This window comes from Protofrankia sp. Cj5 (assembly GCF_917627405.1).
Taxonomy (GTDB): domain Bacteria; phylum Actinomycetota; class Actinomycetes; order Frankiales; family Frankiaceae; genus Protofrankia.
The window spans coordinates 22,191-46,892 of record NZ_CAKJTO010000006.1; the positions used below are offsets into that span (position 1 = coordinate 22,191).

At 68.2% G+C, this 24,702-nt stretch carries 21 protein-coding genes; all 21 read right to left on the bottom strand.

What is annotated here, in order from left to right; genetic code table 11:
• Window positions 1-778 precede the first annotated feature (778 nt).
• The 21 genes from MJ777_RS02980 to MJ777_RS03080 all read right to left on the bottom strand — a co-directional run bounded on the left by MJ777_RS02980 (window position 779) and on the right by MJ777_RS03080 (window position 24,625).
• Complete coding sequence (locus MJ777_RS02980; RefSeq protein WP_239308468.1) at window positions 779-1,561, bottom strand: hypothetical protein; 783 nt, start codon at window positions 1,559-1,561, stop codon at window positions 779-781.
• Window positions 1,562-1,787: 226 nt separating this feature from the next.
• A complete protein-coding gene (locus MJ777_RS02985) occupies window positions 1,788-2,789 on the bottom strand; it encodes a polyprenyl synthetase family protein (RefSeq protein ID WP_239308469.1) in 1,002 nt (333 codons plus the stop codon).
• 7 nt (window positions 2,790-2,796) lie between these two features.
• Window positions 2,797-4,368 carry an NADH-quinone oxidoreductase subunit NuoN gene (gene nuoN, locus MJ777_RS02990; RefSeq protein ID WP_239372998.1) on the bottom strand — a complete coding sequence of 524 codons (1,572 nt, stop codon included), beginning with the start codon at window positions 4,366-4,368 and terminating at the stop codon, window positions 2,797-2,799.
• A 20-nt stretch (window positions 4,369-4,388) separates the two neighbouring features.
• Window positions 4,389-6,029: an NADH-quinone oxidoreductase subunit M gene (locus MJ777_RS02995; protein WP_239308470.1), complete on the bottom strand. Its 1,641-nt coding sequence runs from the start codon at window positions 6,027-6,029 to the stop codon at window positions 4,389-4,391.
• 1 nt (window position 6,030) lies between these two features.
• Window positions 6,031-7,980: an NADH-quinone oxidoreductase subunit L gene (gene nuoL, locus MJ777_RS03000; protein ID WP_239372960.1), complete on the bottom strand. Its 1,950-nt coding sequence runs from the start codon at window positions 7,978-7,980 to the stop codon at window positions 6,031-6,033.
• Window positions 7,970-8,206, bottom strand: coding sequence for a hypothetical protein (locus tag MJ777_RS03005; RefSeq protein ID WP_239372962.1), 237 nt, complete (start codon window positions 8,204-8,206; stop codon window positions 7,970-7,972). The genes nuoL and MJ777_RS03005 overlap by 11 nt, the downstream gene beginning before the upstream one ends.
• A gap of 33 nt (window positions 8,207-8,239) precedes the next feature.
• Window positions 8,240-8,539, bottom strand: coding sequence for an NADH-quinone oxidoreductase subunit NuoK (nuoK, locus tag MJ777_RS03010; RefSeq protein ID WP_239308471.1), 300 nt, complete (start codon window positions 8,537-8,539; stop codon window positions 8,240-8,242).
• On the bottom strand, window positions 8,536-9,333 hold the full coding sequence (locus tag MJ777_RS03015) for an NADH-quinone oxidoreductase subunit J (protein WP_239308472.1): 798 nt from the start codon (window positions 9,331-9,333) through the stop codon (window positions 8,536-8,538). The genes nuoK and MJ777_RS03015 overlap by 4 nt, the downstream gene beginning before the upstream one ends.
• Window positions 9,330-9,950, bottom strand: coding sequence for an NADH-quinone oxidoreductase subunit NuoI (nuoI, locus tag MJ777_RS03020; protein ID WP_239308473.1), 621 nt, complete (start codon window positions 9,948-9,950; stop codon window positions 9,330-9,332). The genes MJ777_RS03015 and nuoI overlap by 4 nt, the downstream gene beginning before the upstream one ends.
• A 3-nt stretch (window positions 9,951-9,953) precedes the next feature.
• The gene (gene nuoH / locus MJ777_RS03025) at window positions 9,954-11,309 is read right to left on the bottom strand and encodes an NADH-quinone oxidoreductase subunit NuoH (RefSeq protein ID WP_239372964.1); all 1,356 of its coding nucleotides are present in this window, start codon (window positions 11,307-11,309) and stop codon (window positions 9,954-9,956) included.
• Window positions 11,306-13,867: an NADH-quinone oxidoreductase subunit G gene (locus MJ777_RS03030; protein ID WP_239372966.1), complete on the bottom strand. Its 2,562-nt coding sequence runs from the start codon at window positions 13,865-13,867 to the stop codon at window positions 11,306-11,308. Before MJ777_RS03030 ends, nuoH begins: the two co-directional genes overlap by 4 nt.
• 5 nt (window positions 13,868-13,872) lie before the next feature.
• Window positions 13,873-15,231: an NADH-quinone oxidoreductase subunit NuoF gene (gene nuoF, locus MJ777_RS03035; protein WP_239372968.1), complete on the bottom strand. Its 1,359-nt coding sequence runs from the start codon at window positions 15,229-15,231 to the stop codon at window positions 13,873-13,875.
• Between the two features lie 2 nt (window positions 15,232-15,233).
• Window positions 15,234-15,941 (bottom strand): NADH-quinone oxidoreductase subunit NuoE, encoded by a 708-nt coding sequence (gene nuoE, locus MJ777_RS03040; RefSeq protein WP_239372974.1) that lies wholly within the window; start codon window positions 15,939-15,941, stop codon window positions 15,234-15,236.
• Window positions 15,941-17,374 (bottom strand): NADH-quinone oxidoreductase subunit D, encoded by a 1,434-nt coding sequence (locus tag MJ777_RS03045; RefSeq protein ID WP_239308478.1) that lies wholly within the window; start codon window positions 17,372-17,374, stop codon window positions 15,941-15,943. Before MJ777_RS03045 ends, nuoE begins: the two co-directional genes overlap by 1 nt.
• 91 nt (window positions 17,375-17,465) lie before the next feature.
• Window positions 17,466-18,203, bottom strand: a complete 738-nt coding sequence (locus MJ777_RS03050) for an NADH-quinone oxidoreductase subunit C (protein WP_239308479.1) — start codon at window positions 18,201-18,203, stop codon at window positions 17,466-17,468.
• Entirely contained in the window at window positions 18,200-19,051 is an 852-nt protein-coding gene (locus tag MJ777_RS22970) for an NADH-quinone oxidoreductase subunit B family protein (protein ID WP_370651424.1), read from the bottom strand. The genes MJ777_RS03050 and MJ777_RS22970 overlap by 4 nt, the downstream gene beginning before the upstream one ends.
• Window positions 19,042-19,401, bottom strand: a complete 360-nt coding sequence (locus MJ777_RS03060) for an NADH-quinone oxidoreductase subunit A (RefSeq protein WP_239308493.1) — start codon at window positions 19,399-19,401, stop codon at window positions 19,042-19,044. Before MJ777_RS03060 ends, MJ777_RS22970 begins: the two co-directional genes overlap by 10 nt.
• A 322-nt stretch (window positions 19,402-19,723) precedes the next feature.
• Window positions 19,724-21,091 (bottom strand): geranylgeranyl reductase family protein, encoded by a 1,368-nt coding sequence (locus tag MJ777_RS03065; protein WP_239373000.1) that lies wholly within the window; start codon window positions 21,089-21,091, stop codon window positions 19,724-19,726.
• Window positions 21,092-21,362: 271 nt separating this feature from the next.
• Complete coding sequence (locus tag MJ777_RS03070) at window positions 21,363-22,145, bottom strand: demethylmenaquinone methyltransferase (protein ID WP_239308481.1); 783 nt, start codon at window positions 22,143-22,145, stop codon at window positions 21,363-21,365.
• Window positions 22,142-23,251 (bottom strand): adenosine deaminase, encoded by a 1,110-nt coding sequence (gene add, locus MJ777_RS03075; RefSeq protein ID WP_239373002.1) that lies wholly within the window; start codon window positions 23,249-23,251, stop codon window positions 22,142-22,144. The genes MJ777_RS03070 and add overlap by 4 nt, the downstream gene beginning before the upstream one ends.
• A 162-nt stretch (window positions 23,252-23,413) precedes the next feature.
• Window positions 23,414-24,625 (bottom strand): agmatinase family protein, encoded by a 1,212-nt coding sequence (locus tag MJ777_RS03080; protein ID WP_239308482.1) that lies wholly within the window; start codon window positions 24,623-24,625, stop codon window positions 23,414-23,416.
• Window positions 24,626-24,702 lie beyond the last annotated feature (77 nt).

Here is a 24,702-nt window from a genome sequence, read left to right on the forward strand (position 1 = left end):
TATTGCCGGGCGCTCTAAGCCGTTGAACCGAATCACGGCCCGGATGGGCCCGACCTGTCGACACCCGACGGGCCGGGCCCATCCGGGCATCCGGGCACCCCGCGCTCCGACCCGTTCAGCCAGAAGAGCGATCGAGATCGTGAGGCGCACTCACTCCACATCCGGATAGTACTTTTGGTGCAAAATTGTCCACCTCCCTCGCGGATGCCCATATCCAGTCGGGTAGGGTCATAGACCAACTGGCGTCCCGAATCCGTCTTTCTGAATCAATCCGGATCAGTCAGGCGGGTGGTGGGGTTCGGGGGCTACCATCAGCGACTGATCCGGAGGAGCAGTGCACAACGAACCGCCTCGTCGCCGGCAAGCCCGAACAATGTGGATGTATCCTCATGTCGCACCCGAGTCAAGATTCGAGGTGGGTTGTGGGTAGCCACTCCGCCGGCCGGCATTCACGGCAGACAGCGAGTAATCCACGCCGCTCGGATCGCGGTCATGCCCATCCGAGCGTCAGCCCAGAGACCGCCAGCCCGGCTCACGGGGCAGCCCCGGCGCCACGACCCGCGGGGGCGCTGTTCCTCCCCCGCCACCAGCTGCTGGAACCCGGCGAACTCGATACGGTAACCGGCCCGATCTCGGTCAGCAGCTCAGCCCGGCGTACTCAGATCACGGTGACTGCCGCCGCGCCGATGGACCGGCGACAAGCGTGGACGGCGAAGGTCGCCGAGGAACGGACAGCCAGACCGGTGCCGGGCATGCCGGTGCCCAGCAGCGGCAACGTTCAGTCAGACAGCACTCGATCGAACGCCGCCCGCTCCCGGGGCGCGCACCGGCGCGTCACCGCAAAGCAGGGGCGCGGCCGCTTGGTCGTCGCCGGCACCGCGTCACTGGCCGGCATCTCGGTAATACTGACCGGTCTGGCATTGTCGGGGAGCAATGACACGTCGATCACCGGTCCCGCGACCATGGAGACCACGCCCAGCGCGGGGATCGGTATAGGAGCGTCACTCACCAGGTCGCTCCCCACCCAGGCGTCATACGGTACCCACCAGCCGCCGGCAAGGCTCTTCCCACCGGATGCCCGGAGCAGATCGCTCATTTCCGGCCGGGCCGCCGCGGGGACCGGGCCGATCACAGCGGCCGATGGTATCGGCGGGCCGCAGCTGAACCTGCCGGGCAGCGTGCCCGCCGCCGGCATCCCGGCCGGCGTACCCGCGCCCCCGGCACCGGCCGGTACCCCCGGGGCGTCCACCGACGGGACATCCAGCGGATCGGTCCCCACCGCTACCGGACAGGTCGCTACCGCTGCCCAGGCCAACACTGGGCAGGCCACAACCGTCCCGCAGGACCCGGCCCAGCCCGGCGCGGGCGACGCCACCTCGCCGACGGTTCCGGCCAGCCCGCCACCAGCCGCTTCGCCGACTCCTACCGCTCCCGCCACTCCCACCGCCACCACCGGCACGCCCACCGCCGGAGCGGTGGGGCAGACCGGCGGTTCCGCGACTGCCCCTGGGCAGCAGTCACCGAACGCCGCCGGGCAAACAGCCGCCGCGCCGGCCACCACGACTCCGGCTCCGGCCCCGACTCCGGTAAATGCGAGTATCCCGATCCAGGATCTTTCGAACAGCGTGTTGAAACTCCACGACGTTGCGCCGGTCTGGCCGCACAGTCGATAAAAATCATCGCCACGAGCCGCTCACTCGGATCTCGCCCGTCAGCCCGAGTGGGCGGCCGTTCTCAACGGTCCCGGCCAGCTTTCCGCGGTGTGCCGGAAACCGCAACCACCGTGATCATCCGGTGCGATCCACCACATAGTCAGCAAGCGCCTCCAGCGCGGCCCTGGCCGGGCCCTTCTCCAACGAGGCCAGGCAGTCACGCGCATCGCTCGCCCAACGGATTACCTCGGCACGAGCCCGCCGCATAGCTGGATGGCCACGCAGCAGATCCAACGCCTCCGCGAGGGCCCCCTCCGCGGTGAACCCGTCCCCGATCAGATCGCGCAGCCTGGCCGCGGCAGCATCGCCCTCCTGTAGCGCATAAAGCACCGGCAGCGTGGGGATGCCCTCACGCAGATCGGTGCCGGGCGTCTTGCCCGAGGCCGATTCGTCCGAGGCCACATCGATCAGATCATCGGAAAGCTGGAAGGCCACTCCAAACCGTTCACCGAACGCGGCAAGGGTGTCCGCGGTGAAAGCATCGGAGCCAGCGAGCATGGCGCCGAGCCGACCGGAGGCCGCGATCAGCGACGCGGTCTTCTCTGTGATCACACGCAGATGATGATCAACAGGATCCTGTCCCGCGGCCGGGCCGACCGTTTCCCGGATCTGCCCCTCACACAGCGTCGCTATCGTGCGCGCCAGGATACGGGTGGCCGCGGGGCCCAGATCAGCGGTGATGTCAGAGGCACGGGCAAACAGAAAATCACCGGTCAGGATGGCGATCGTGTTGGTCCAGCGGACGTTCGCCGATGCCGATCCCCGCCGCAACGGAGCTTCGTCCATGACGTCATCGTGGTAGAGGGTCGACAGGTGAGTGAGCTCGATCGCCACCGCAGCCGGGACGACGCCTACGGCGTCGGGGTCGGCAAAGTGGGCCGCCAGCAGCACGAGCATTGGTCGGAACCGTTTGCCACCGGCATCCACGAGATGCCGTGACGTCTCGGTGACGAAGGGCACGTCGCTGTGGATGGCCGTGCGCAGCATCCGTTCGACCTTGTCAAGCCCAAGGCGAACAGCATATCCAAGATCAGGATCTGTCCTGATCCCCGTGAGATCCAGCCCGGTTGCACTCATATGTTCGTCAGCGTACGAAGCCGGACGTGGCCGCGGTACCGGCAAGGTCGAGCAGGGGCTGTGGCGCGACTCCCAGCAGCAGCGTCATGATCGCGCCAACACCGACGGCGGCGTAGGTCAACGTCGGCCGGGTGACGACTATCGGGCCATCCATCACCGGTTCCTGGAAGAACATCAACACGATCACCCGAACGTAGAAGAAGGCCGCGATCGCGCTCGTCACCAGGGCGACCACCACAAGCGGTGTCGCGTTCCCAGCGACGGCGGCCTGGAAGACAGCAAACTTTCCGGTGAATCCGCTGGTCAGTGGGATACCCGCAAGAGCAAGCAGGAGAAAGGCGAAAATCCCCGCGAGGACCGGAGAGCGCCGCCCCAGCCCCTGCCACTGGGACAGATCGCTCGCCTCACCATCCGCGGTCCTGACCATGGTGATGAGGCCGAACGCGGCTATCGTGGTGAAACCGTAGGCGACCAGATAGAACAGGGACCCGCGCAGCCCGTCGCTGTTCGCCGCGGCGAGACCGGTGAGCAGGAAGCCGGCGTGCGCAATCGCCGAGTAGGCCAGCATCCGCTTGATGTCACGCTGAGTCAGCGCCAACACCGCGCCGACCACCATGGTCATGATGGCGATCGTCCAGACCGTGGGACGCCAGTCCCAGCGCAGCCCACCGAAGGCCACATAGAAAACCCGCAGCAACGCCCCGAATGCCGCCACTTTCGTACCCGCGGCCATGAACGCGGTGATCGGTGTTGGTGAGCCCTGGTAGACGTCAGGGGTCCACGAGTGGAACGGCACCGCACCAATCTTGAAAAAGAGCCCGATACCGAGAAGAGCCATGCCCAGGTACAGGTAGGTGTCGTTCGCGGTGGCCGTACCCGCGGCATCGGCGATCCGGCCGAGATCGACACTGCCGGCATAGCCGTAGAGGAAGGCAAGGCCGTAGATGAAGAAGGCCGAGGAGAACGCCCCGAGCAGGAAGTACTTCATCGCGGCTTCCTGGGACAGCAGCCGCCGCCGACGGGCGAGGCCGGCGAGCAGGTAGAGCGGCAGGGACAGGATCTCCAGCGCCACAAACATGACCAGAAGCGTGTTGGCGGAGACGAACAGCAGCATCCCGGCCACCGAGAAGGCCATCAACGCGTATACCTCGGTCTGCACAGCGGCGGAAGTCCGCGCGGCGGTCGCGCCCGGTGAACCGGGGGTAACCGCCGCGGAGGCCACGATCGCGCCTCCGGAGGAGTCCAGCCGCCGCTCAGCGACCAGCAGCACCGCGAGGAAGGCGAACAGCAGGATGGCGCCTTCCAGGAACAACGTAGGGCTGTCGATGGCCACCGCGCCCGCCGCGAGGATCTGCCGCTGGCCGTGCAGCAACACGACCGCGACGAACGCCACCGCGAAGCCAACGGCTGCCAGCGGCGGCTGGAGGAGCCGGCGTGTCCTCGCCGACGCGAACGCGTCGATGAGGACAGCCGCCAGCGCCACACCGAACACGATGATGATCGGACTCAACGCCGCGTACTGGATCGGCGGGACGTCGATCGTCCCCTGGATGCTCTGGGCCAGCGCGTCCTGGGCCAGGACGGCGGTTGGTGGAGCGCTCACGAATGGCCTCCGGCCTGACTTGCGTTCACGGGGATGGTGGGTGCCGGATCGGTGTGCCCGGCGTCTTCGAACGTCGCCGTGACGGTCGGACGGATGATGTTGATAAGGGGCTTCGGGTAGACACCAAGGGCGATGATCAAAACGACTACCGGAGCAACAACGATCTTCTCTCGAAGGCTGAGATCGAGTACCCCCCGAGCCTGCTCACCGACCAGCGGACCGGTCATGGTCCGCTGGTAGAGGTACAGGATGTAGACGGCGGCCAACACGATGCCGCAGGTGGCCACGATCGCCAGCGCCCGGTAGCGCGTGAACGTTCCGACCAGCACCAGAAACTCGCTGACAAAGCTGTTCAGACCGGGCAGCGCCAGCGACGACAGGCCCGCGATCAGGAAGACCCCCGCCAGGACCGGCGTCACCCGAGCCATCCCGCCATAGGCGCTGACGTCCCGGCTGCCACGCCGGGCCACCAGGAAGCCGACCACGAGGAACAGCAGACCCGTGGACAGACCGTGATTGACCATATACAACACCGCGCCCGTCCCACCCTGCGACGTCAGCGCGAAGGTTCCCATGGCGATGAAGCCGAAGTGCGCCAAGGAGGTGTAGGCAACCAGGCGTTTCATGTCCCGCTGGCCGATGGCCAGCAGCGCGCCGTAGAAGATTCCGATCACCGCGAGGGCGAGCACCATGGGCGCGAAGTAGGACGAGGCCTTCGGGAACAGTGGGATGCAGTACCGGATCAGCCCGAAGGTACCCACCTTGTCCAAGACCCCCACCAGCAGGATCGCGCCGCCGGTCGGCGACTGCGCGCCAGCGTCGGGGAGCCAGGTATGGAAGGGGAACAGCGGCGCCTTGATGGCGAACGCGATGAAGAAGCCCAGGAACAACAGCTTCTGGACGCCCGGAGTGATGTCAAGTTGACGAAGGGTGGCAAAATCGAATGTGCCGGTTCCCAGCTGATCGGCCGAGACCACATACAGGCCGATCACGGCGGCGAGCATCAACAGTCCGCCGAACAGGCTGTACAGCAGGAACTTCACCGCGGCGTAGGAACGCTGCGCCTGCTCCTTCACCGCTCCATAGCTCCCGATCAGGAAGTACATCGGGATCAGCATGGCCTCGAAGAAGACGTAGAACAGGAAAACATCGGTCGCCGCGAACACGCCGACCATCCCCGCCTCGAGAACGAGCAGAAGCGCGAAGAAGGCGGGAACGCTGCGCCTGCTCACAACACCGGCAGCCGGGCCGGCAGCCGCCCCGCCCGGATCGGCGGCACGGGCGGCACGGGCGGCAGCGGCCGGCGCGGGGCCTGTCACCTCGTCCCAGGAAGCCAGGACGACAACCGGCACCAGGAGCGTCGCGAGCAGGATGAGAACCAGCGAGATGCCATCGGCACCCACCGAGTAGGAAACCCCGAACTGTCTGATCCAGGAGTACTTCTGGGCAAACTGAAAGCCGGCCCGGGACGGCTCATAAGCGATGGTGGCCAACAGCGCCAGCCCGAACTCCACAAGTGTGACAACCAGCGTGATCTGCTTGGCCAGCGTGGCGAACCGCCGCGGGACGGCCAGCACGACAACGGCCGCCACGACAGGAATGACCAGCAGGGTCGTCAACCAGGGAAAGCTGTTCACGTCAGCCAACCTTTACCAGGTACAGCGCGCCGACCACGAGAACGGCACCTCCCAACATCGACAGCGCGTAGGAGCGGACGAATCCGGTCTGGGTCCGGCGCAGCCGCCCGGACAGGCCGCCGACCGCCGCGGCGCTGCCGCGGACCGCACCGTCCACCCCGACGGTGTCCAGCCAGACCAGGAACCGGGTGGCGTACTGACCTGGACGCATGAACACGGCTTCGTTGAAGGTGTTCGCATAGAGATCGTGCCGCGCGGCAACGGTCACCAGGCCCACCTCCGCGTCGGGCGGGGCCACGGCCTCGACCGGACGGAGCTGGTAGCGCAGGTACGCGCCAGCGAAGCCACCGGCGGCGACAAGCAGGGTGAGTGCCGTGAGAACCACCGGGGACATGGTGTGCACGCCCTCCTCCGCGCTCTCGCCGACGACCGGCGCCAGCCAGTTCTGCACGGAACCACCGAGCACGAACAGCCCACCGGCAACCGCCGCTCCGATCGCGAGCGGGATCATCGGGCCGGTCATCACCCTCGGGGACTCATGCGGGTGTACCGCCCGCGGCCCCTTGTCCGACCAGCGGCGCTCACCGTGGAAGGTCATGAGAAACAGCCGGGTCATGTAGAAGGCGGTTATCCCCGCGCCGAGCAACGCGGCCGATCCCAACAGGTATCCGCTGGTCCCACCCTTGTCGAAGGCAGCTTCAATAATCTTGTCCTTGGTGAAGAAGCCGGACAGCGGTGGAAACCCGATGATTGCGAGGTAGCAGATACCGAAGGTGGCCCAGGTGACCGGCATCAGCCGCCAGAGGGCACCGTATTTTCGCATGTCCTGCTCGTCGTTCATGGCATGGATCACCGAGCCAGCGCCGAGGAACAGCCCCGCCTTGAAGAAGCCGTGCGCGAGCAGGTGCATGATGCCGAGCGCGTAGCCCGCCGGACCGAGACCGACAGCCAGGAACATGTAACCGATCTGGCTCACCGTCGAATAGGCGAGCACCTTCTTGATGTCATCGTAGGCACAGCCGATGACGCAGCCGATCAGGATGGTGCCGGCACCGATGATCACGACTACGGTCCGGGCCGCCTGGGTCTCTGTGAAGATCGGATTGGCTCGGGCGATGAGATACACCCCGGCCGTCACCATCGTGGCCGCGTGGATGAGCGCGGAGATCGGGGTCGGGCCCTCCATCGCGTCCGGCAGCCAGGCCTGCAACGGGAACTGACCGGACTTCCCGCAGGCGCCCAACAGGAGCAGCAGGGCGATCGCGGTCAGCGTCCCGTAACCGATCACACCCGCGGCCGCCGCGCCGAACACCGTGTCGAAGTTCGTGCTGCCGACCGTCGCGAACATGAACATGACGGCCAGGGCCAGCCCGACATCGCCCACCCGGTTCATATAGAAGGCCTTGTTCGCGGCGGTCGCCGCGGCCGGCCTGTCCTCCCAGAACTTGATCAGCAGATAGGACGAGAGACCGACCAGCTCCCAGCCGGCATAGAGGACGAGGAAGTTGTCACCGAGCACGAGCAGCAACATCGACGCCAGGAACAGGTTCATGTAGGCGAAGAACTTCCGCCGGGCCGGATCGTGCGCCATGTAACCGATCGAGTAGACGTGGATGAGTGTCCCCACACCAGTGATCAGCAGGACGAAGAGCGCGGACAGCTGATCGAAGAGCAGCCCGGCGTCCACCTGGAAGCTGTTGACCGGAATCCAGGAGAACAGGTGCTGCGAGACCGCCCGATCGTCGCCACTACGCCCCAGCAGCGCGAAGAACAGCAGCAGCGCCACGACAAAGCTCGTGGCGGCGGCCGCGGTAGCCAGCAGATGGCCCCAGCGGTTGGTACGGCGCCCACCCAGCAGCAGGATCGCCGCCCCCGCCAGCGGCAGCACCAGCAACAGCCACATCACCGAGAAGATGCCAGTGGCGGAGGCGTAGTGCGGCTCATGCGGCATGGCGTACCTCGTTACCATCGGCACGGCCGCCGGATGCGTCGGCACTCTGCTCATCGGCACAGTGCTCATCGGCACAGTGCTCATCGGCACTGGATGCATGGCCAAGATGTATATGCGTCACTGCGCTCATCGTCCGTTCTGCCGTAACCGGAATTCCGGCCGCCACTTCGTCGCCGCGCCCGGCACCACGGCCGTCGATCGGCGGGCTGGAGACCTTCTGGATCATCGTCCGCATCGATCAACATTCATCAGACACGCCCTAGTACTTGAGCAGATTCACGTCGTCCACCGAGGCGGAGCGGCGGGTCCGGAAAATCGTGAGAATGACTGCCAGGCCGATGACCACCTCCGCGGCGGCGACGACCATCACGAAGAAGGCGATGATCTGGCCGTCCAGCGTTCCGTTGATCCTGGAGAACGTGACCAGGGTCAGGTTCGCCGCGTTGAGCATCAGCTCGACGCACATGAACACGACGATGGCGTTGCGGCGTAGCAGGACGCCCACCGCACCGATCGTGAACAACAGCGCGGACAGAATCAGATAGTTCGCGGGATTCATCGCGCTGCCCCCTTTCCGGCCCCGACCGGGTGCGGGCTGTCCGCGTCCCCGCCAGCGGAATCACCGGAATCACCGGAATCACCGGGATGACCGGGATCGTCAGAAGCGGGCGGAAGCGCTGGCGTCACATCAGCCGCCTGGGGCCTCGCGTACACGCCTGGTCCCGGCACCGGGGTGACGGGGCCGCCAGCGGCGAAACGCCGCCGCAGCATCTCCTTCTGCGTGATTTTGCCACCGGCCCGCTCACGATGAGCAAGTATCATCGCGCCGACCGCCGCAATGATCAGCAGCGCGGACACGATCTCAAAAGCGAACACGTAGTCGGTGAACAGCAGACGGGCGATCGCCTGGATGTTGCCGCCGTTGTTGGCGGCAGCAAGCCCAGCGGCTTTCGTCCCGCTGATCACACCACCAATCGGGAACACCAGGAGCCCGGCAAACCCGGCCCCGAGGACGATCGCCGCCATCCGCTGGCCCCGCAGGGTCTCCACAAGCGAGTCGGCGGAGTCCACCCCGACAAGCATGAGCACGAACAGGAACAGCACCATGATTGCCCCGGTGTACACGATGATCTGTACGAAACCGAGGAACGGCGCGTCCTGTAGCAGGTAGAACACGGCCAGGCAAAAAAGGTTCACGACCAGCAGCAGCGCACCGTGAACGGCGCTGCGGGCGAGCACCATGCCGAGCGCGGCGAGGACCGCGACCGGGGCGAGGACCCAGAATGTCGCGGCTTCACCGCCGGACGTCCGGGTGAACTCACCCGCCGCCTGAACCAGGATCGCGGCGTTCATCGGACCAGCTCCGGATCCCCGCCGGACACCGCGTCCAGGCCGGGTGACCCGGAGCCCGCGCCGCCCTCGGGCGTGAAGTCCGCGGCCCTGGCCCCGGAGGCGTCGAACGGACCCGAACGGTTCGGGTCAAACCGGTAGTAGTCCGTTTCGCTCTCGCCAAGAAACATCGGATGCGGCGGCGCCGTCATCCCCTCCCGCAGCGGGGCGAGCAGCTGTTCCTTGGTGAAGATGAGGTCAGTGCGGCTGTCGTCGGCGAGCTCGTAGTCGTTTGTCATGGTCAGCGCTCTGGTCGGGCACGCCTCTATACACAGGCCGCACAGGATGCAGCGCAGATAGTTGATCTGGTAGACACGCCCGTACCGTTCCCCCGGGGAATAGCGTTGCGCCTCGGTGTTGTCGGCGCCTTCGACGTAGATCGCGTCCGCCGGGCACGCCCAGGCGCACAGTTCACACCCGACGCACTTCTCCAGCCCGTCAGGATGGCGGTTGAGCTGGTGCCGGCCGTGGAAGCGGGGCGCGGTCGCCTTCTTCTCCTCCGGATACTGCTCGGTCGTCGGCTTCTTGAACATGGTCGAGAAGGTGACGCCGAAACCCTTGTAGGGGTCGAGGATCCCCATGGCTCAGCTCTCCTGACGCGGTCCACCCGCGACGATGACGGAAGATGGGCGATTCGGGCCGGGGCCGTACGGCGGCGACGGTGACTTCGACGACGGCTGCGGTGGCGGCCACGGAATCCTGTCCAGGCTGGGTGCGTTGCGCGTGCGCTCCCGTTCAGCGGCCTCGAGACGCTCGGCGTGCTTGCGAGCGCCGGGGTCGACCAGCGTAATGATCAAAAGAATTCCCACCGCGATCCCGAAGCCGATCAGCCACGGCGTCCGGTCGGTGACATTCTCTCGATATACCTTGAACGTCGCCACGGCGAGCAGCCAGACAAGCCCGACCGGAATCAGGACTTTCCAGCCGAACGCCATGAACTGGTCGTAACGCAGCCTCGGCAGGGTGCCGCGCAGCCAGATGAAAAGGAACAGGAAGGCCAGTAGTTTCAGCACGAACCAGATCACCGGGAACCAGCCGGTGTCGAAGTGCGAGAAGTACGGGATCGGCGGCGGCTGCCACCCGCCGAGGAACAGCGTCGTCGCCACCGCCGACACGGTGACCGTGTTGATGTACTCGGCAAGGAAGAAGAAGGCGAACTTGATCGAGCTGTACTCGGTGTGGAAGCCGCCGACCAGCTCGCCTTCGGCTTCGGGGAGGTCGAACGGCGTCCGGTTGGTCTCGCCGACCATCGCGATGCAGTAGATGATGAAGGACGGCACCAGCACCACGTTCCACCAGTGGCGCTGGCCAGCGATGATGCCCGACGTCGACAGCGTCCCCGAGTTGAGGAAGACCGCGACGAACGACAGCCCCATCGCGACCTCGTAGGAGATGATCTGTGCTGCCGACCGCAGGGAACCCAGCAACGGGTAGGTCGACCCGCTCGCCCAGCCGGAGAGAATGAGCCCGTACACGCCCAGCGACGACGCGGACAGCACGAACAGCACCGCGACCGGCAGGTCCGCGAGCTGCAGTGCGGTGTGATGACCGAAGATCGACACTTCCGGCCCGAACGGGATCACCGAGAAGGCCAGGAAGGCGGGGATCGCTGAGACGACAGGCGCGAGGATGAAGACCGGCCGGTCCGCGAGAACCGGGATGATGTCCTCTTTGAGCATCAGCTTCACGCCGTCGGCAAGGCTCTGCAGCCAGCCCTTGGGCCCGTGCCGGTTCGGGCCGACACGCTGCTGCATCCGAGCGACCACCTTGCGCTCGAACACGATCGCGAAAAGCGTCATCAGCAGGAGGAAGGCAAACACCGCGACAGCCTTGAGGAGGATCAGCCAGAGCGGGTCACCACCGAAGACCGACAGATCCGGATCTCCGGCGGCGGCCAGCGGCGGAACCGCGGGTGCCCCGAACGAGGATGGATAGCTCATGACCGGCCCTTCGAGGTCTGGGCAGCGGCGGCGTCCATGGCGGTGTCCATGGCGGCGTCCACGGCGGCGGGACCGGCCTGGGCCGTGGCCAGCGCGCGGGCCTGATCGCGGCCGTTCGCCGGGGTGCGGGCAGCCACGCCGACCCGTACCAGCTCGCCCGCGCGGGGTGCCAGACAGCGGTGGAGGTGTGACCCCGGTGAATACGTCGGGACCCACACCACCCGGTCAGGCATGACCGCGACCGCCAGAGGCAGGGTGATCGTCCCACGGTCGCTGGCGACCGCGACCAGATCGCCGTCGACCGCTCCGATCTCACCGGCTGTCGCCGCGGACAGTCTGGCCTTCGGCGGACGGGCCGTCCCCGCGAGATAGGGCTCGCCGTCCTGCATCCGACCGTCATCGATCAGCTGGTGCCAGCTGGCCAGGACGGCTTGACCGGCGGGCGGCTCAGCCGGCACCGGCGGTGTGACCGCCGGTGCCGGCGCCCGCTGAACCTCGGCACCGGCACGGCCGATCCTGCTGAGCTCGCGGGCGGCCGCGCCGGGGTCCGCGACACCCAGCGCCACCCCGAGATGGGCGGCAAGCATGTCCAACACCCGCAGGTCGGCGAGGGCCGGCGTCTCCAGCGCCCGTTGGAACGCGCGCAGGCGTCCCTCCCAGTTGACGAACGAGCCCGCCTTCTCCGCCACCGGCGCGACCGGCAGAACGACATCGGCGACCTCAGCTACCGCGGACCGGCGAACCTCCAGCGACACGCAGAACGGCACCGAGGCGATCGTCTCCAGCGCCACGGCCGGATCCGGCAGGTCGTCGACGTCCATCCCGGCGACGACGAGTCCATCGAGCTCACCGGCAGCCGCGGCGGCAAGGATGGCCGCGGTGTCGCGGCCCGGCCGCGCTGGGACGGCCTCGCCCCAGACGGTCCCGACCTCGGCGCGGGCCACCGCGTCCGCGACCGGGCGGCCACCCGGCAGCAACGAGGGCAGCACGCCCGCGGCGAGGGCGCCCCGTTCACCGGCGCGGCGCGGTACCCACGCCAGGCGCGCGCCGGTCACCTCCGCGAGCCGGAGGACCGCGGTGAAGGTGCCAGGCGCCTGCGCGGCCCGCTCCCCCACCAGGATGACAGCCCCGGGCGCTCGCAGCGCGCGACCGGCTGTCCCATCCCCGGCCGCCAGGCTCGACAGCAGCGCCGCTTCCCCACCGGGGGTGACGGGCAGCAGCGTCCCCGCCATCTTGGCCAGCCCCCGGCTGGCCAACGGCGCCAGCGCGAAGACCGCCGTCCCCCGCTTGGCCGCGGCCTTGCGCAGCCGCAGGAAGATGATCGGTGCCTCGTCCTCGGGCTCCAGGCAGACCAGCAGCACGGCGGGTGCGCACTCGAGATCCGCATGGGTCACCCCGATGCCGGTACCGGCAACGGCGTGGGCCAGGAACTCCTCCTCCTCCGCCGAGTGCGGCCGGGTGCGGAAGTCCACGTCGTTGGTGCGCAGGACAAGCCGGGCGAACTTGGCGTAGGCATAGGCGTCCTCGCGGGTCAGCCGGCCGCCGGCCAGGACGCCGACGCCATGACGGTCCCGGCATTCCGCGAGCCCGCGGGCCGCGAACGCGAGCGCCTCGGTCCAGGAGGCCTCGACGAGCTCGCCGGTGGAGTCGTCCCGGACCAACGGCGTGCGCAGCCGGTCAGCGGCGCTGGCGTAGGCGAAGGCGAACCGGCCCTTGTCGCAGTTCCACTCCTCGTTGACGGCCGGGTCCTCAGCGGCGAGCCGCCGCATCACCTTGCCGCGGCGGTGGTCGGTCCGCAGCGCGCATCCGTCGGCGCAGTGCTCACAGGTGGTCGGGGTGGAGACCAGGTCGAACGGCCGTGCGCGGAAGCGGTAGGCCGCGCTGGTGAGCGCCCCCACCGGGCAGATCTGCACGGTGTTGCCGGCGAAGTACGAGTGGAACGGCTCACCTTCCGCGACCGCCACCTGCTCGTCCGAGCCCCGCTCGAACAGCTCGATGAACGGGTCACCCGCGATCTGCGCGGAGAACCGGGTACAGCGCGCGCACAGCACGCAGCGCTCCCGGTCGAGCAGGATCTCGGTGGAGATGGCCAGCGGCTTCGGGTACGTCCGCTTGGGTTCCTTGAACCGGGAGACGGCCTTGCCGTTGGCCATGGCCTGGTTCTGCAGCGGGCACTCGCCGCCCTTGTCACAGACCGGGCAATCCAGCGGATGGTTGAGCAGCAGGAACTCCAGCGTCCCCGCCTGCGCCTTGGTAGCGACGGGCGAGGTGAGCTGGGTGCGCACGACCATGTCGGCCGACACGGTCGTCGTACAGGAGGCGACCGGCTTGCGCTGCCCCTCGACCTCGACGATGCACTGCCGGCAGGCCCCGACGGGGTCCAGCAGCGGATGGTCGCAGAACCGTGGGATCTCGATCCCGAGGAGCTCGGCCGCACGGATGATCAACGTTCCCTTGGGAACGCTGACCGGCTGGCCGTCGATGGTCAGGGTGACAAGATCCGGCGGTGTGGGCACGGCCGGGGGCTGCGAGGCGCTGCTCGTCGACACGGTTGTCATAGTGATCAGTGAGCTCTCGCGAGGGCGTCCGGCGAACCGGCGACGCTGTCGGTGGCGGCGGATTCGGTAACGGCGGATTCGGTGGCCAGCGCGCCGGTACCGGCATGGCCCGGCGCGGACCCAGTGGGCACGGCCCGGAGGAACTCGTCCCGGAAGAACGTGATTCCCGAGACGATCGGCGAGGTCGCGCCGTCGGCAAGGGCGCAGAAAGCCCGGCCGAAGATATTGTCACAGGCGTCAAGGAGGGTATCGACGTCCGTTACGTCGCCTTCACCGCGTTCAAGCCTGGACAGGATGCCCACCATCCACGGCGTCCCCTCCCGGCACGGCGTGCACTTGCCGCACGACTCGTGCGCGTAGAACTGGGTGAGACGCCGGACGACCCTGAGCATGTCGACGGTCTCGTCCATGATCATAATAGCGGCCGTGCCAAGCAGCGAACCGGCTTCGGCAACGCCTTCGAAGTCCAGCGGGACGTCGAGATGGTCGGCGGTGAGCATCGGTGTCGAGGATCCGCCAGGCGTCCAGGCCTTCAGCCGCCGCCCCCCGCGGATGCCGCCGGCCATCTCCAACAGCTCGGCGAGGGTGGTTCCCATCGGTGCCTCGTACTGGCCCGGACGGGTCACGTGCCCGGACAGGCTGTAGATCTTCGGCCCGGGGGAACGCTCTCGGCCCATCGATCGGAACCACTCGACCCCGCGCCGGACGATGTACGGGACGCTGGCGATGGTCTCGACGTTGTTGACCACCGTCGGCGATGCGTACAGCCCGTGCGTCGCCGGGAAGGGTGGGCGCAGCCGAGGCTGGCCGCGGCGGCCCTCCAGGGAGTCGAGCAGCGCGGTCTCCTCGCCGCAGATGTAGGCACCGGCGCCGGAATGGACGACCAGGTCCAGGCTGAACCCACTGCCGAGGATGTCGGCGCCGAGGTAGCCGGCGTGATAGGCCTCGGCGACCGCGGCCCGCAGCCGGCGCCCGCAGTGCACCAGTTCCCCGCGCAGGTAGATGAAGGCGTGGTTCGCCCGCACCGCAAAGGAGGCGATGATGATGCCCTCGATCAGCGAATGCGGGTCGGCCATCATCAGCGGCGCGTCCTTGCAGGTGCCGGGCTCGCCTTCGTCCGCGTTGATGACCAGGTAGTGCGGTTTGCCGTCCCCCTGCGGGATGAAGCTCCACTTCATGCCCGTGGGGAAGCCGGCGCCACCGCGGCCCCGCAGACCGGAGTCCTTGACAAGCCCGATGATGCCGTCCGGACCCATCTCCAGCGCCTGGCGCAGCGCCTGGTAACCGTCGGTGCGTTCGTAGGTGGCGAGCGTCCAGGACTCCGGAGTGTTCCAGCGTCCGGTGAGGACCGGGGTGACCGGCATGGTCAGCTCCCCTTCGTCGGATGGTCGGTCGGCACGGTGTGGGTCCGCCTGGCAGCACCGGCCGCGGTGCCGGCCGGCGTGCCGGCGTCCGCGATCAGGAGACCCGCGACGGATGGTTCGCCCACCCCCGGCCCGGCCACCGCGCCGGGGCGCGGGTCGTGGAAACCAGCCAGCTGCCGGGACGCCTCGACAAACGTGCACAACGGCGCGCCGCGGGTCGGCACCGGGCGTTCGCCGCGTTGGAGCGCGTCCACGATCTCAACGGCGGAATCCGGGTCCACCTGGTCGAAAAACTCGTAGTTCACGGTCATCACCGGTGCGTAGTCGCAGGCCGCCAGGCACTCCGCATGCTCCAGGGTGATCGCGCCGTCCGGCGTCGTCTGATCGTGGCCGACGCCGAGATGCTGGGAAAGCCGGGCGTAGACGTCCTCGCCGCCGAGCAGCGCGCACGACAGGTTCGTGCAGACCGACACCAGCCAGTCGCCGGCCGGCTGGCGCTTGTACATCGTGTAGAAGGTCGCGACCGCGCTGACCTCGGCCTGGGTGATACCGAGTTCGGTAGCGCAGAACTCGATCCCCTCAGCCGTGACACAACCGTCCTCTGCCTGTACGAGATGCAGCATGGGCAGCAGGGCCGAGCGGGAACGGCCCTGCGGGTACCGGGCGATGATGTCCCGCACGGCGGCGCGAGTCCGTTCGGTCATCGGCATCAGCGATCAACTCCCCCGAGCACCGGGTCGACGGACGCCACGCCGACGATCACGTCCGCGATCTGGCCGCCTTCGGTCATCGCCGGGACCGCCTGCAGGTTGACAAAGCTTGGATCACGGACGTGGACGCGGTGCGGCCTGGTACCGCCGTCGCTGACCACGTGGTAACCGAGCTCACCGCGGGGCGACTCCACCGCTGTGTACACCTGCCCGGCCGGGACCCGGAAGCCCTCGGTGACCAGTTTGAAGTGGTGGATCAGAGCTTCCATCGAAGTACCCATGATCTTACGAATGTGATCAAGCGAATTACCCATCCCGTCAGTGCCGATGGACAGCTGCGCCGGCCAGGCGATCTTCTTGTCGGCAATCATCACCGGGCCGGGGCGCAAGCGGGCCAGGCACTGCTCAATGATCTTCAGCGACTCGCCCATCTCCTCCAGCCGCACGAGGTAGCGGGCGTAGGAGTCGGCATCCAGCGAGGTGGGGACATCAAAGTCGTAGGTCTCATAACCGCAGTACGGCATGGTCTTGCGCAGGTCCCAGGCCAGTCCGGCCGCGCGCAGCACCGGTCCGGTCACGCCGAGCGCGATGCAGCTGGCCGCGTCGATGTAATTGACATCGACCATGCGGCCCTTCCAGATCGGCTGCCCGGACAGCAGGGCGTGGTACTCCCTGATCCGCTTCGGCATGTCGTCGAGGAAGGCCCGGATGTCGCGTTCGACCCCGTCGGGAAGGTCCTGGGCCAGCCCGCCAGGCCGGATGTAGGCGTGGTTCATCCGCAGACCGGTGATCGCCTCCAGGAGATCCAGGATCTTCTCGCGCTCCCGGAAACCGAAAATCATCCCGGTGGTAGCGCCGATCTCCATCGCCCCGGTGGCGAGCCACACCAGGTGGGAGGCGATCCGCTGGAGTTCCATCACCAGCACGCGGATGACGGTCGCCCGCTCGGGGATCTCCTCGGTGACACCGAGCAGTTTCTCCACGGCCAGGCAGTAGGCCGTCTCGTTGTACAGCGGCGAGAGGTAGTCCGCCCGGGTGAGGAAGGTGACCGCCTGCGTCCAGGTACGGAACTCACAGCTCTTCTCGATCCCGGTGTGCAGGTAACCGATCACGACCCGGGTCTGGACGACCGTCTCGCCCTCGATCTCCAGGACGAGACGCAGCACCCCGTGGGTGGACGGGTGCTGCGGGCCCATGTTGACGGTGAGGCGCTCGGTGTAGTCCTCGCCAGCGCCGAGCACCTGCTCCCAGTCACCACCGGTAACGGTGTAGACCCGTCCGCTCGCCGATTCGGTGAAGCCGGCCTCGTAGGCGGCCGCGGGAACGCCAGCGGGGACATCCGCGGGGACATCGTCGGCCGGCGGCCTGGCGAATGTGTTGGACGTACTGGATGCGCTGGATGCGCTGGACGTCTCGGCGGCATGGGTGGTCATAACGAACCTCGTTGGTAAGGACAGCGCGCGGTGGGACGGCGCGCGGTGGGACGGCGCGGGTGAAGCCCACGGCGCGGGGAGATACGGACGATCACGAGTAGCTCCGCCGCGCATCGGGCGCCGGCACCTGGGCGCCCTTGTAGTCGACGGGCACGCCGCCAAGCGGATAGTCCTTGCGCTGTGGGTGACCGGTCCAGTCGTCCGGCATCATGATTCTGGTGAGGCTGTCGCGACCGGAGAAGACTATGCCGAAGAAGTCGTAGGTCTCCCGCTCGTGCCAGTCCGCGGTGGGCCAGACGCCCATGACACTCGGGACAACCGGGTCATCGTCGGCAAGAGCGACCTCGACCCGGACGCGGCGGCGCCAGGTCATCGACAGCAGGTGGTAGACGGCGTGCAGCCGCCGGCCGGTCGAGTCGTCGGGGTAGTCCACGCCGGAGACCCCGCACAGCAGCTCGAAGCGCAGGCCCGGATCGTCCCGCAGCGTCCGCGCGACCGCGAGCAGGTAGTCCCGCCGCACATGCAGCGTCAGCTCCCCACGCTCGACGACCACTCGCTCGAGTGCCTCGGTGAGCTGCGGGAAAGAGCGCTCCAAGGCGTCGTAGACCGTGTCGGCATCAGGATCGCCGAAGGGCCGTGCGGTCGAGGCCGGAGCCGGAAGGTTCTCGACGAGACCACCGAAACCGGAGGTGTCGCCGGAACCGGACGCGCCGAAGGCGTCACGCCGACGCGATCCCCCGCTGCCCGCTGCCTCCGCCAGTGCCCCCCGCGCGGCGGGCTTCGCCGGCGTGCCCCGCGCTTCGCCCGAACCCGCCGGGATCTCGCTCATGTCTCGTCCCCGTGATCCGCTACGGCCCCGGCGGCCGGCACCGCACCCAGGTTGTCACCGATCGCACCGCCAGCGGGCGAACGCGGCCCACCGGTCGGACGGGCTTCGCCGGCCGGCTTCGCGCCGGGCACGGGGCGCTTCATCCGGCCGAACACCGAGCCGGGCGCGATCGAAGCGGGCCGACGGGTGTCAAGTGACGGCTCGACCGCGCCGGCCCCGGTCGGCACCGGGGCACCGGCGGGAAGGCGGAACCGCTTACGGTCGTTGACCGACAACGTACTGGTTTCCAGCGCCCCGGCCGGCAGACCGGCCCGCGCGGTAGCCACCTCGATCGGCTTCGGGTAGGGCGACTCGCCGATCTTCGTGTATTCGAGCTTGCCTGTCACCGTGCCGGTGAGAATCTTCTCGTGCAGCTTCAGGATCGCGTCCATGAGCATCTCCGGCCGCGGCGGGCAGCCCGGCAGGTACATGTCCACCGGGACGATGTGGTCCACACCCTGCACGATGGCGTAGTTGTTGAACATCCCGCCGCTGCTCGCGCACACGCCCATCGAGAGCACCCATTTGGGCTCGGGCATCTGGTCATAGATCTGGCGCAGCACCGGGGCCATCTTCTGGCTGACCCGGCCCGCGACGATCATAAGGTCAGCCTGGCGCGGGCTGGCCCGGAACACCTCCATGCCGAACCGGGCGAGATCGTAGCGACCCGCGCCCGTCGACATCATCTCGATGGCGCAGCATGCCAGCCCGAAAGTCGCCGGCCACAGGGAGGACCGCCGCGACCAGTTGGCCATCTTCTCGACGGTCGTGAGCAGCAGGCCGCCCGGCAGCTTCTCTTCTAGTCCCATTCGAGGCCTCCACGCCGCCACACGTACGCGTAGGCGACGAAAACGGTGGCGATGAACAACACCATCTCGACCAGCCCGAAGATCCCCAGGCTCCCGAAGGCGACCGCCCACGGGTACAGAAAAATGATCTCGATGTCAAAAACGATGAACAACATCGCGGTCAGGTAGAACTTCACCGGGAACCGGTGCGGACCGGCCGGCTCGGGCGACGGCTCGATTCCGCACTCATAGGCGTCGAGCTTGGCGCGGTTGTACCGCTTCGGGCCGACCAGCGACCCCATGATCACAGATCCGATCGCGAACGCTGCCGCGATTACTAAAAGTACGAGGATCGGCACGTAATTCGACAGCATGCCGAGCTCCTCTCTGCAGGTCTCGTGCGGAATGTGGCAGTGGCGGTGCGCGGTTGACGATCATTTCCAAGCGACCCGGGGCTAGCTGATCGGATCGCGCCAGGGAGCCTACGCGACATCCGATCCGAAGGTTCACACCGGTTTGCCCCGGAGCGGCAGGTGATGTCCGGCGGCATCCGCCGAGGCACGTTTCGACCCGCTGGCGGCCCCGGGGCCGCCGATTGCGCGAAACAACCATAATCGCGCGAACTCGTTGGCCGCCGATAGCCTTCGGCGCCGCCGAGCCTACGGAGAAAACCATGATCGCATGCTCGTCGACCTAGGTCGCGGGTGCGAGCGTGGACATCGCGTTGATCAGACGATCCAGCGCATCACCTCCCCGCGGGTCCGTGAGATTCGCCAGCAGCTTCAGGGTGAAGCGCATGAGCGTCGGTCGCGGCAGCCCGTACCGGGTTGCCGTCCGCATCACGGCCGGGTTCCCGATCAACTGGACGAACATCCGGCCAAGGGTGTAATAGCCGCCGTATCGCTGCTGGAGGACATGCGGGTATGCCTGCAAGGCCCGTTCCCGCGCCGCTCCCCCCGCGCGGGCCAGTGCCTGCACGGCTACCTCGGCGGCGAGGCGCCCGGACTCCATGGCGTAGGCGATTCCCTCACCGTTGAACGGGTTGATCGCACCGCCCGCGTCCCCGACGAGCATGAGGCCGTCGCGATAGTGCGGCGTGCGGTTGAAAGCCATCGGCAGCGCGCCGCCGCGTACCGGGCCGGTCGCGTTCTCCTCGGTGTAGCCCCACTCCGGCGGGAGGCCGCCGAGCCAGCGCCGGAGCAGATCCTTGTAGTCGGTGTTCTGGAAGGCGCTGGTGGTGTTCAGGATCCCGAGCCCGACATTGCTCGTCCCGTCCCCAATACCGAAGATCCAACCGTAGCCCGGAAGCAGGCGGGAGGCTCCCGGCGCGCCCTCCCACAGTTCCAGATGGGATTCCAGGAAGTCGTCGTGGGTACGGGGGCTGCGATAGTACCGGCGTACGGCGACCCCGAGCGGACGGTTCTCGCGGCGGCCGATGCCGAGCGACAGGGCCATCCGCGCGCTGTTGCCGTCAGCGGCGATCACCAGCGGAGCGCGGAACTCGACCGGTTCCCCGCCGCGGCCGGCCTTCGCGCTCACGCCGATGACCCGGCCCGTACGCTCGTCGAGGACCGGTCCGGTGACCGCGGTCCGCTCCCGCAGCCTGGCCCCCGCGCCCTGCGCATGCCGGGCGAGCAGTTCGTCGAAGTCGCGCCGGGGACGGACGAGGCCGTAGTCCGGCCAGCTGGCGAGCTCGGGCCAGGGCAGCTCGAGCCGCGCCCGGCCGCTGATGATCCGCAGGCCGCGGTTCCGTGCCCATCCAGAGTCCGCCCGAACGCCATTCCCGCCCAAAGCGTCCCGGTCCAAGGCGTCCCGGTCCAAGGCGTCCCGGTCCAAGGCGTCCCGGTCCGGATCAGTCCCGGTGTCGATGCCCATCTCGATCAGGCTGCGGACGGCTCGCGGCGTGAGCCCGTCACCGCAGACCTTTTCCCGCGGGAAACTCGTCTTCTCCAGGAGGACGACATCAAGCCCGGTACGGGCCAGGTGATACGCGGCCGCCGATCCGCCTGGTCCGGCGCCGACAACGATGACATCGGCATGCTCGGCCTGGACCGCTGTCATGATCACGCACCGCTCCGGATCGCCGGGGTGTTCCCACTCGCCACACTTCCGCCGCTCGTGAACGTTTTCACGAGCGCAACGGCGAGTCTAGGCCCTGCGCCCGCGGTTGGCACAGGCGCCGGGATCGCGAACCTGCCCCGCGTCGTGCGGACCAGCGGGCGAGGGCCGGGAACCCGATGGCTGGATCAGCGTAGCCGGACGGTCAGATGGGGATGATGTGCCAGCTCACAGGCAGGACAGAGGCGGAACAGACACAGGCCAGGACCTATCGTCAGTGGTCGCGGGCGCCAGCGCCGGGCGGGCGGACGGCGCGATGTAACGCCACGATGCCGCCGGTGAGATTGCGCCAGCCAACCCCCGTCCAGCCGGCTCCGGCGATACGGGTGGCCAGCGCCGGCTGGTCCGGCCAGGCGCGGATCGACTCAGCCAGGTAGACGTAGGAACCCGGGCTGCTGCTGACCGCGCGGGCGAGCCCGGGCAGCGCCCGCATCAGGTACTCCAGGTAGACCGTGCGCCACGGCGCCCAGGTGGGCCGGCTGAACTCGCAGACCACCAGGCGCCCGCCCGGCCGGGTCACCCGCGCCAGCTCCGCGAGGCAGGCATCCACATCGACGACATTGCGCAGGCCGAACGAGATCGTCACCCGGTCGAAGGACGCGTCCGGGAACGGCAGCGCGAGCCCGTCCCCGGCGACCAGCGTGACAGCGCCGCCGCCGGCGCCGACGGCCGTGCCGGGCCGGCGCTGGAGGCGTTGGCGGCCGACCCGCAACATGCCCAGGGAGAAATCACAGGCCACGACCATGGCTCCGCGGGAGGCGAAGGCCTGGGCGGACGTGGCGGTGCCAGCCGCGAGGTCCAGCACCCGCAGTCCCGGGCGCAGGTCGAGCGCGTCGGCGGTCGCCATGCGCCAGCCGCTGTCCCGGCCCGCGGACAGCACCGTGTTGGTGATGTCGTAACGGCGCGCGACACCGTCGAACATCGCCGCGACCTCGTCCGGCCGCTTCTCCAGCCCAGGCCGACCGGCCGCTGTGCCCGCTCTCGGACGAGGGCTCATCGCGGCACCGTCCCGGCGCCGGTCCCACCGGCCGTCCCGGCGCCGGACGCGGCCGGGCGGCCAGCCGCGGCTATGCCCGCGGCCAACTGATCAGCTTCAGCCACCGTAGCCAGCGCGGCCTGGACCGCCTCCCAGTCGGTGACGGCACCGATCGCCGCCAGCCGTTCCCGCGTCGCCGGGTCGCACAGCGCCCCGGCGACCCCTGCCTCGTAAAGGTCACGGGCGCGGGCGCCCAACGCGGCGGCGACCGCGTGCTCTCGGCCGAGGCTGGTGGCGAACATGGCCGGGTCATCGGTCGCCAGCGAGCAGCGGACACCGGCGGCCAGGAGCGTGGGCAGGGGATGCGCGGCAAGTTCGGCCACCGACCGCGTCCGCAGGTTGGACACCGGGCAGACGTCTAGGACGATGCCCCGGCCAGCGAGCTCGGCCATGAGACCAGGATCGTCCACCGCTCGGATGCCGTGGCGGATGCGGCGGGCGCCCAGGGCCTCGACAGCGCCTCTGACCGATTCCGGCCCGCTGGTCTCACCCGCGTGTGGGACAGCCGCGAGCCCACCGTCGGCGGCGATGGCGAACGCCCGCGCATACGGCTCGGGCGGATGGCCGGCCTCCGGCCCGCCAAGGCCCAGCCCGACGATCCCCCGGTCACGGAACCGGACCGCCTGGCGCGCTATCTCGCAGGCCGCATCCGGCGGCAGGATGCGGTCGACGTCCGGGGTCAGACGCATGTCCACGCCGAACCGTTCACGGGCCTCGGCCACGCCGTCGGCGTAGCCGTTGAAGATCTCCTCCCAGGAGATCCCGCGCTGGACCCGGAACCATGGCGAGAAGATCCCCTCGATGTACACCGCGCCGTGCGCGGAAGCCTCGGCCGCATAGTCGACGACGACCTGGCGGAAGTCCTCGGCGGTGCGCATCACGTGCGTGGTGAGGATCCAGATCTCGATAAAATGATCGAAGTCCCGGAACCGGTAGAGCTCGGTGAGCTCCTCAACCGTGGTTGCCGGCAGCGGCTCGCCGTTGCGCCGCGCCATCTCCAACAAGGTCGCCGGGCGGACGGTGCCCTCCAGGTGGACGTGCAATTCGATCTTCGGTCCGGTAGGCACGGTCACCCGGCCAGGCTAGCCTGAGTTCCCGTACGCGCAGATGGCTTCTTCCTGAAGCTGCGTGCGCACGAGAGTGCCGCGCTCCGAGCGCATTTCGAGACCCGCGGCCGGGAGCCGGCCGGGGTCCCGTCCGATCACGCCGTCAGCCAGCTCGGTGAAGCGCTACCGGCTGTGCGGGTCGATGGTCGTGTTCAGGGGATCTGGATGATGATCGCTGGCGGCATCGGGGTAGGGCCCCCAGGCGTGGCGGCTGGCGGTGGCTGGCTTGCGGCCGAGCTTGCCGCTGCGGATCTGGGTGGCGAGGCTGTCGAGGATCACCCGGCTGGACAGCAGCGCGGTCTGTTCGGCCCAGTCATAGGGCGGGGAGCACTCGACGACCTCGATGCCCGCCAGCCCGGGTTCGGAGATCATCCGGACGAGGCTGAGGGCCTCGCGGGGCAGCAGACCGCCCGGTTCGGGCCAGCCGGTGCCGGGGACGAAACCGGCGTCGATCACGTCGATGTCGAAGGACAGGTACACCGCGGTGGCGTCCTTCCACGCCGTCTCCAAGGCGACTTCGGCGATCTTCTCGACACCGACCCGTTCCACGTCGCCGACGGTGATGACGGTCGTGCCGCGTTCGCGGCCGACCTTGACACCGGCCCGGGGCGCCTGCCAGCCTCCGATACCGATCTGGACCAGGTTCGTGGCCGGCGCATTGCGGATGTTGGTCGCGTGGAACCACGGCGTGGTGTGCATCCGCTCGTCGAGGTCGCTCTCCTGGGTGTCGACGTGCCGGTCGAAGTGGATGATCCCGATGTTGCCGTCCAGATACGGTGCCATCCCGCGGATGGTCGGGAAACCGATCGAGTGATCCCCGCCCAGGACGACCGGCACCACGCCCCGCCGCACGACGTGGGCCATCGCCTGGCTGATCTGGTCGAAGGACTTCTCCAGGTTCCCGGGAATGGTGAACACGTCCCCGATGTCGACCAGATTGAGCTGTTCGCGCAGGTCGACGCCGAGTTCATAGGAGTAGGTGCCGAACAGGTTGGTCGAGCGCCGGATACCCTGCGGGCCGAAGCGCGTGCCTGGCCGGTAGGTCGTCCCGGCGTCCAGTGGGACCCCGAAGATCGCTACCTCGGCGTCGCCGACATCGTGCACATCCTCGATATAAGGGCATTTCAGGAAGGTGCCCCGTTCGCCCGCGAAGTGCGGTGCCTCCCCGCGGGCGAAGGTCGGGATCGTACGATCGGTGATCGTCGGCGCGCCCGCCAGGCCATGGGCGAGCCGGCGTTGGACCTCCTCCTCGGCCCGCCGGGTCGGCAGTTGTGCCTCAGCCCGTTGCGCCCAGCTTCCTTCAGCGTTGACCCGACTACTGTCAGATGTCGACATGCTGTCCTTCCCGGAAGGCACATCCGCCCGCTCACCGGCGACGCCTTCCCGGTGATGGCCAGACGCGACGTCACCCC

Bases quoted from the DNA above. Each gene is read 5' to 3' on its own strand.
- MJ777_RS03070 (WP_239308481.1), bottom strand. From the start codon at position 22,145: ATGAGCCCTCGTCCGAGAGCGGGCACAGCGGCCGGTCGGCCTGGGCTG.
- nuoI (WP_239308473.1), bottom strand. From the start codon at position 9,950: ATGGGGATCCTCGACCCCTACAAGGGTTTCGGCGTCACCTTCTCGACC.
- MJ777_RS03050 (WP_239308479.1), bottom strand. From the start codon at position 18,203: ATGAGCGAGATCCCGGCGGGTTCGGGCGAAGCGCGGGGCACGCCGGCG.
- MJ777_RS03080 (WP_239308482.1), bottom strand. From the start codon at position 24,625: ATGTCGACATCTGACAGTAGTCGGGTCAACGCTGAAGGAAGCTGGGCG.
- MJ777_RS03015 (WP_239308472.1), bottom strand. From the start codon at position 9,333: ATGAACGCCGCGATCCTGGTTCAGGCGGCGGGTGAGTTCACCCGGACG.
- MJ777_RS22970 (WP_370651424.1), bottom strand. From the start codon at position 19,051: ATGGGACTAGAAGAGAAGCTGCCGGGCGGCCTGCTGCTCACGACCGTC.
- MJ777_RS03005 (WP_239372962.1), bottom strand. From the start codon at position 8,206: ATGATCCAGAAGGTCTCCAGCCCGCCGATCGACGGCCGTGGTGCCGGG.
- MJ777_RS02985 (WP_239308469.1), bottom strand. From the start codon at position 2,789: ATGAGTGCAACCGGGCTGGATCTCACGGGGATCAGGACAGATCCTGAT.
- nuoH (WP_239372964.1), bottom strand. From the start codon at position 11,309: ATGAGCTATCCATCCTCGTTCGGGGCACCCGCGGTTCCGCCGCTGGCC.
- MJ777_RS03030 (WP_239372966.1), bottom strand. From the start codon at position 13,867: ATGACAACCGTGTCGACGAGCAGCGCCTCGCAGCCCCCGGCCGTGCCC.
- nuoF (WP_239372968.1), bottom strand. From the start codon at position 15,231: ATGCCGGTCACCCCGGTCCTCACCGGACGCTGGAACACTCCGGAGTCC.
- MJ777_RS03065 (WP_239373000.1), bottom strand. From the start codon at position 21,091: ATGACAGCGGTCCAGGCCGAGCATGCCGATGTCATCGTTGTCGGCGCC.
- nuoK (WP_239308471.1), bottom strand. From the start codon at position 8,539: ATGAATCCCGCGAACTATCTGATTCTGTCCGCGCTGTTGTTCACGATC.
- MJ777_RS03045 (WP_239308478.1), bottom strand. From the start codon at position 17,374: ATGACCACCCATGCCGCCGAGACGTCCAGCGCATCCAGCGCATCCAGT.
- nuoL (WP_239372960.1), bottom strand. From the start codon at position 7,980: ATGCCGCATGAGCCGCACTACGCCTCCGCCACTGGCATCTTCTCGGTG.
- nuoE (WP_239372974.1), bottom strand. From the start codon at position 15,941: ATGCCGATGACCGAACGGACTCGCGCCGCCGTGCGGGACATCATCGCC.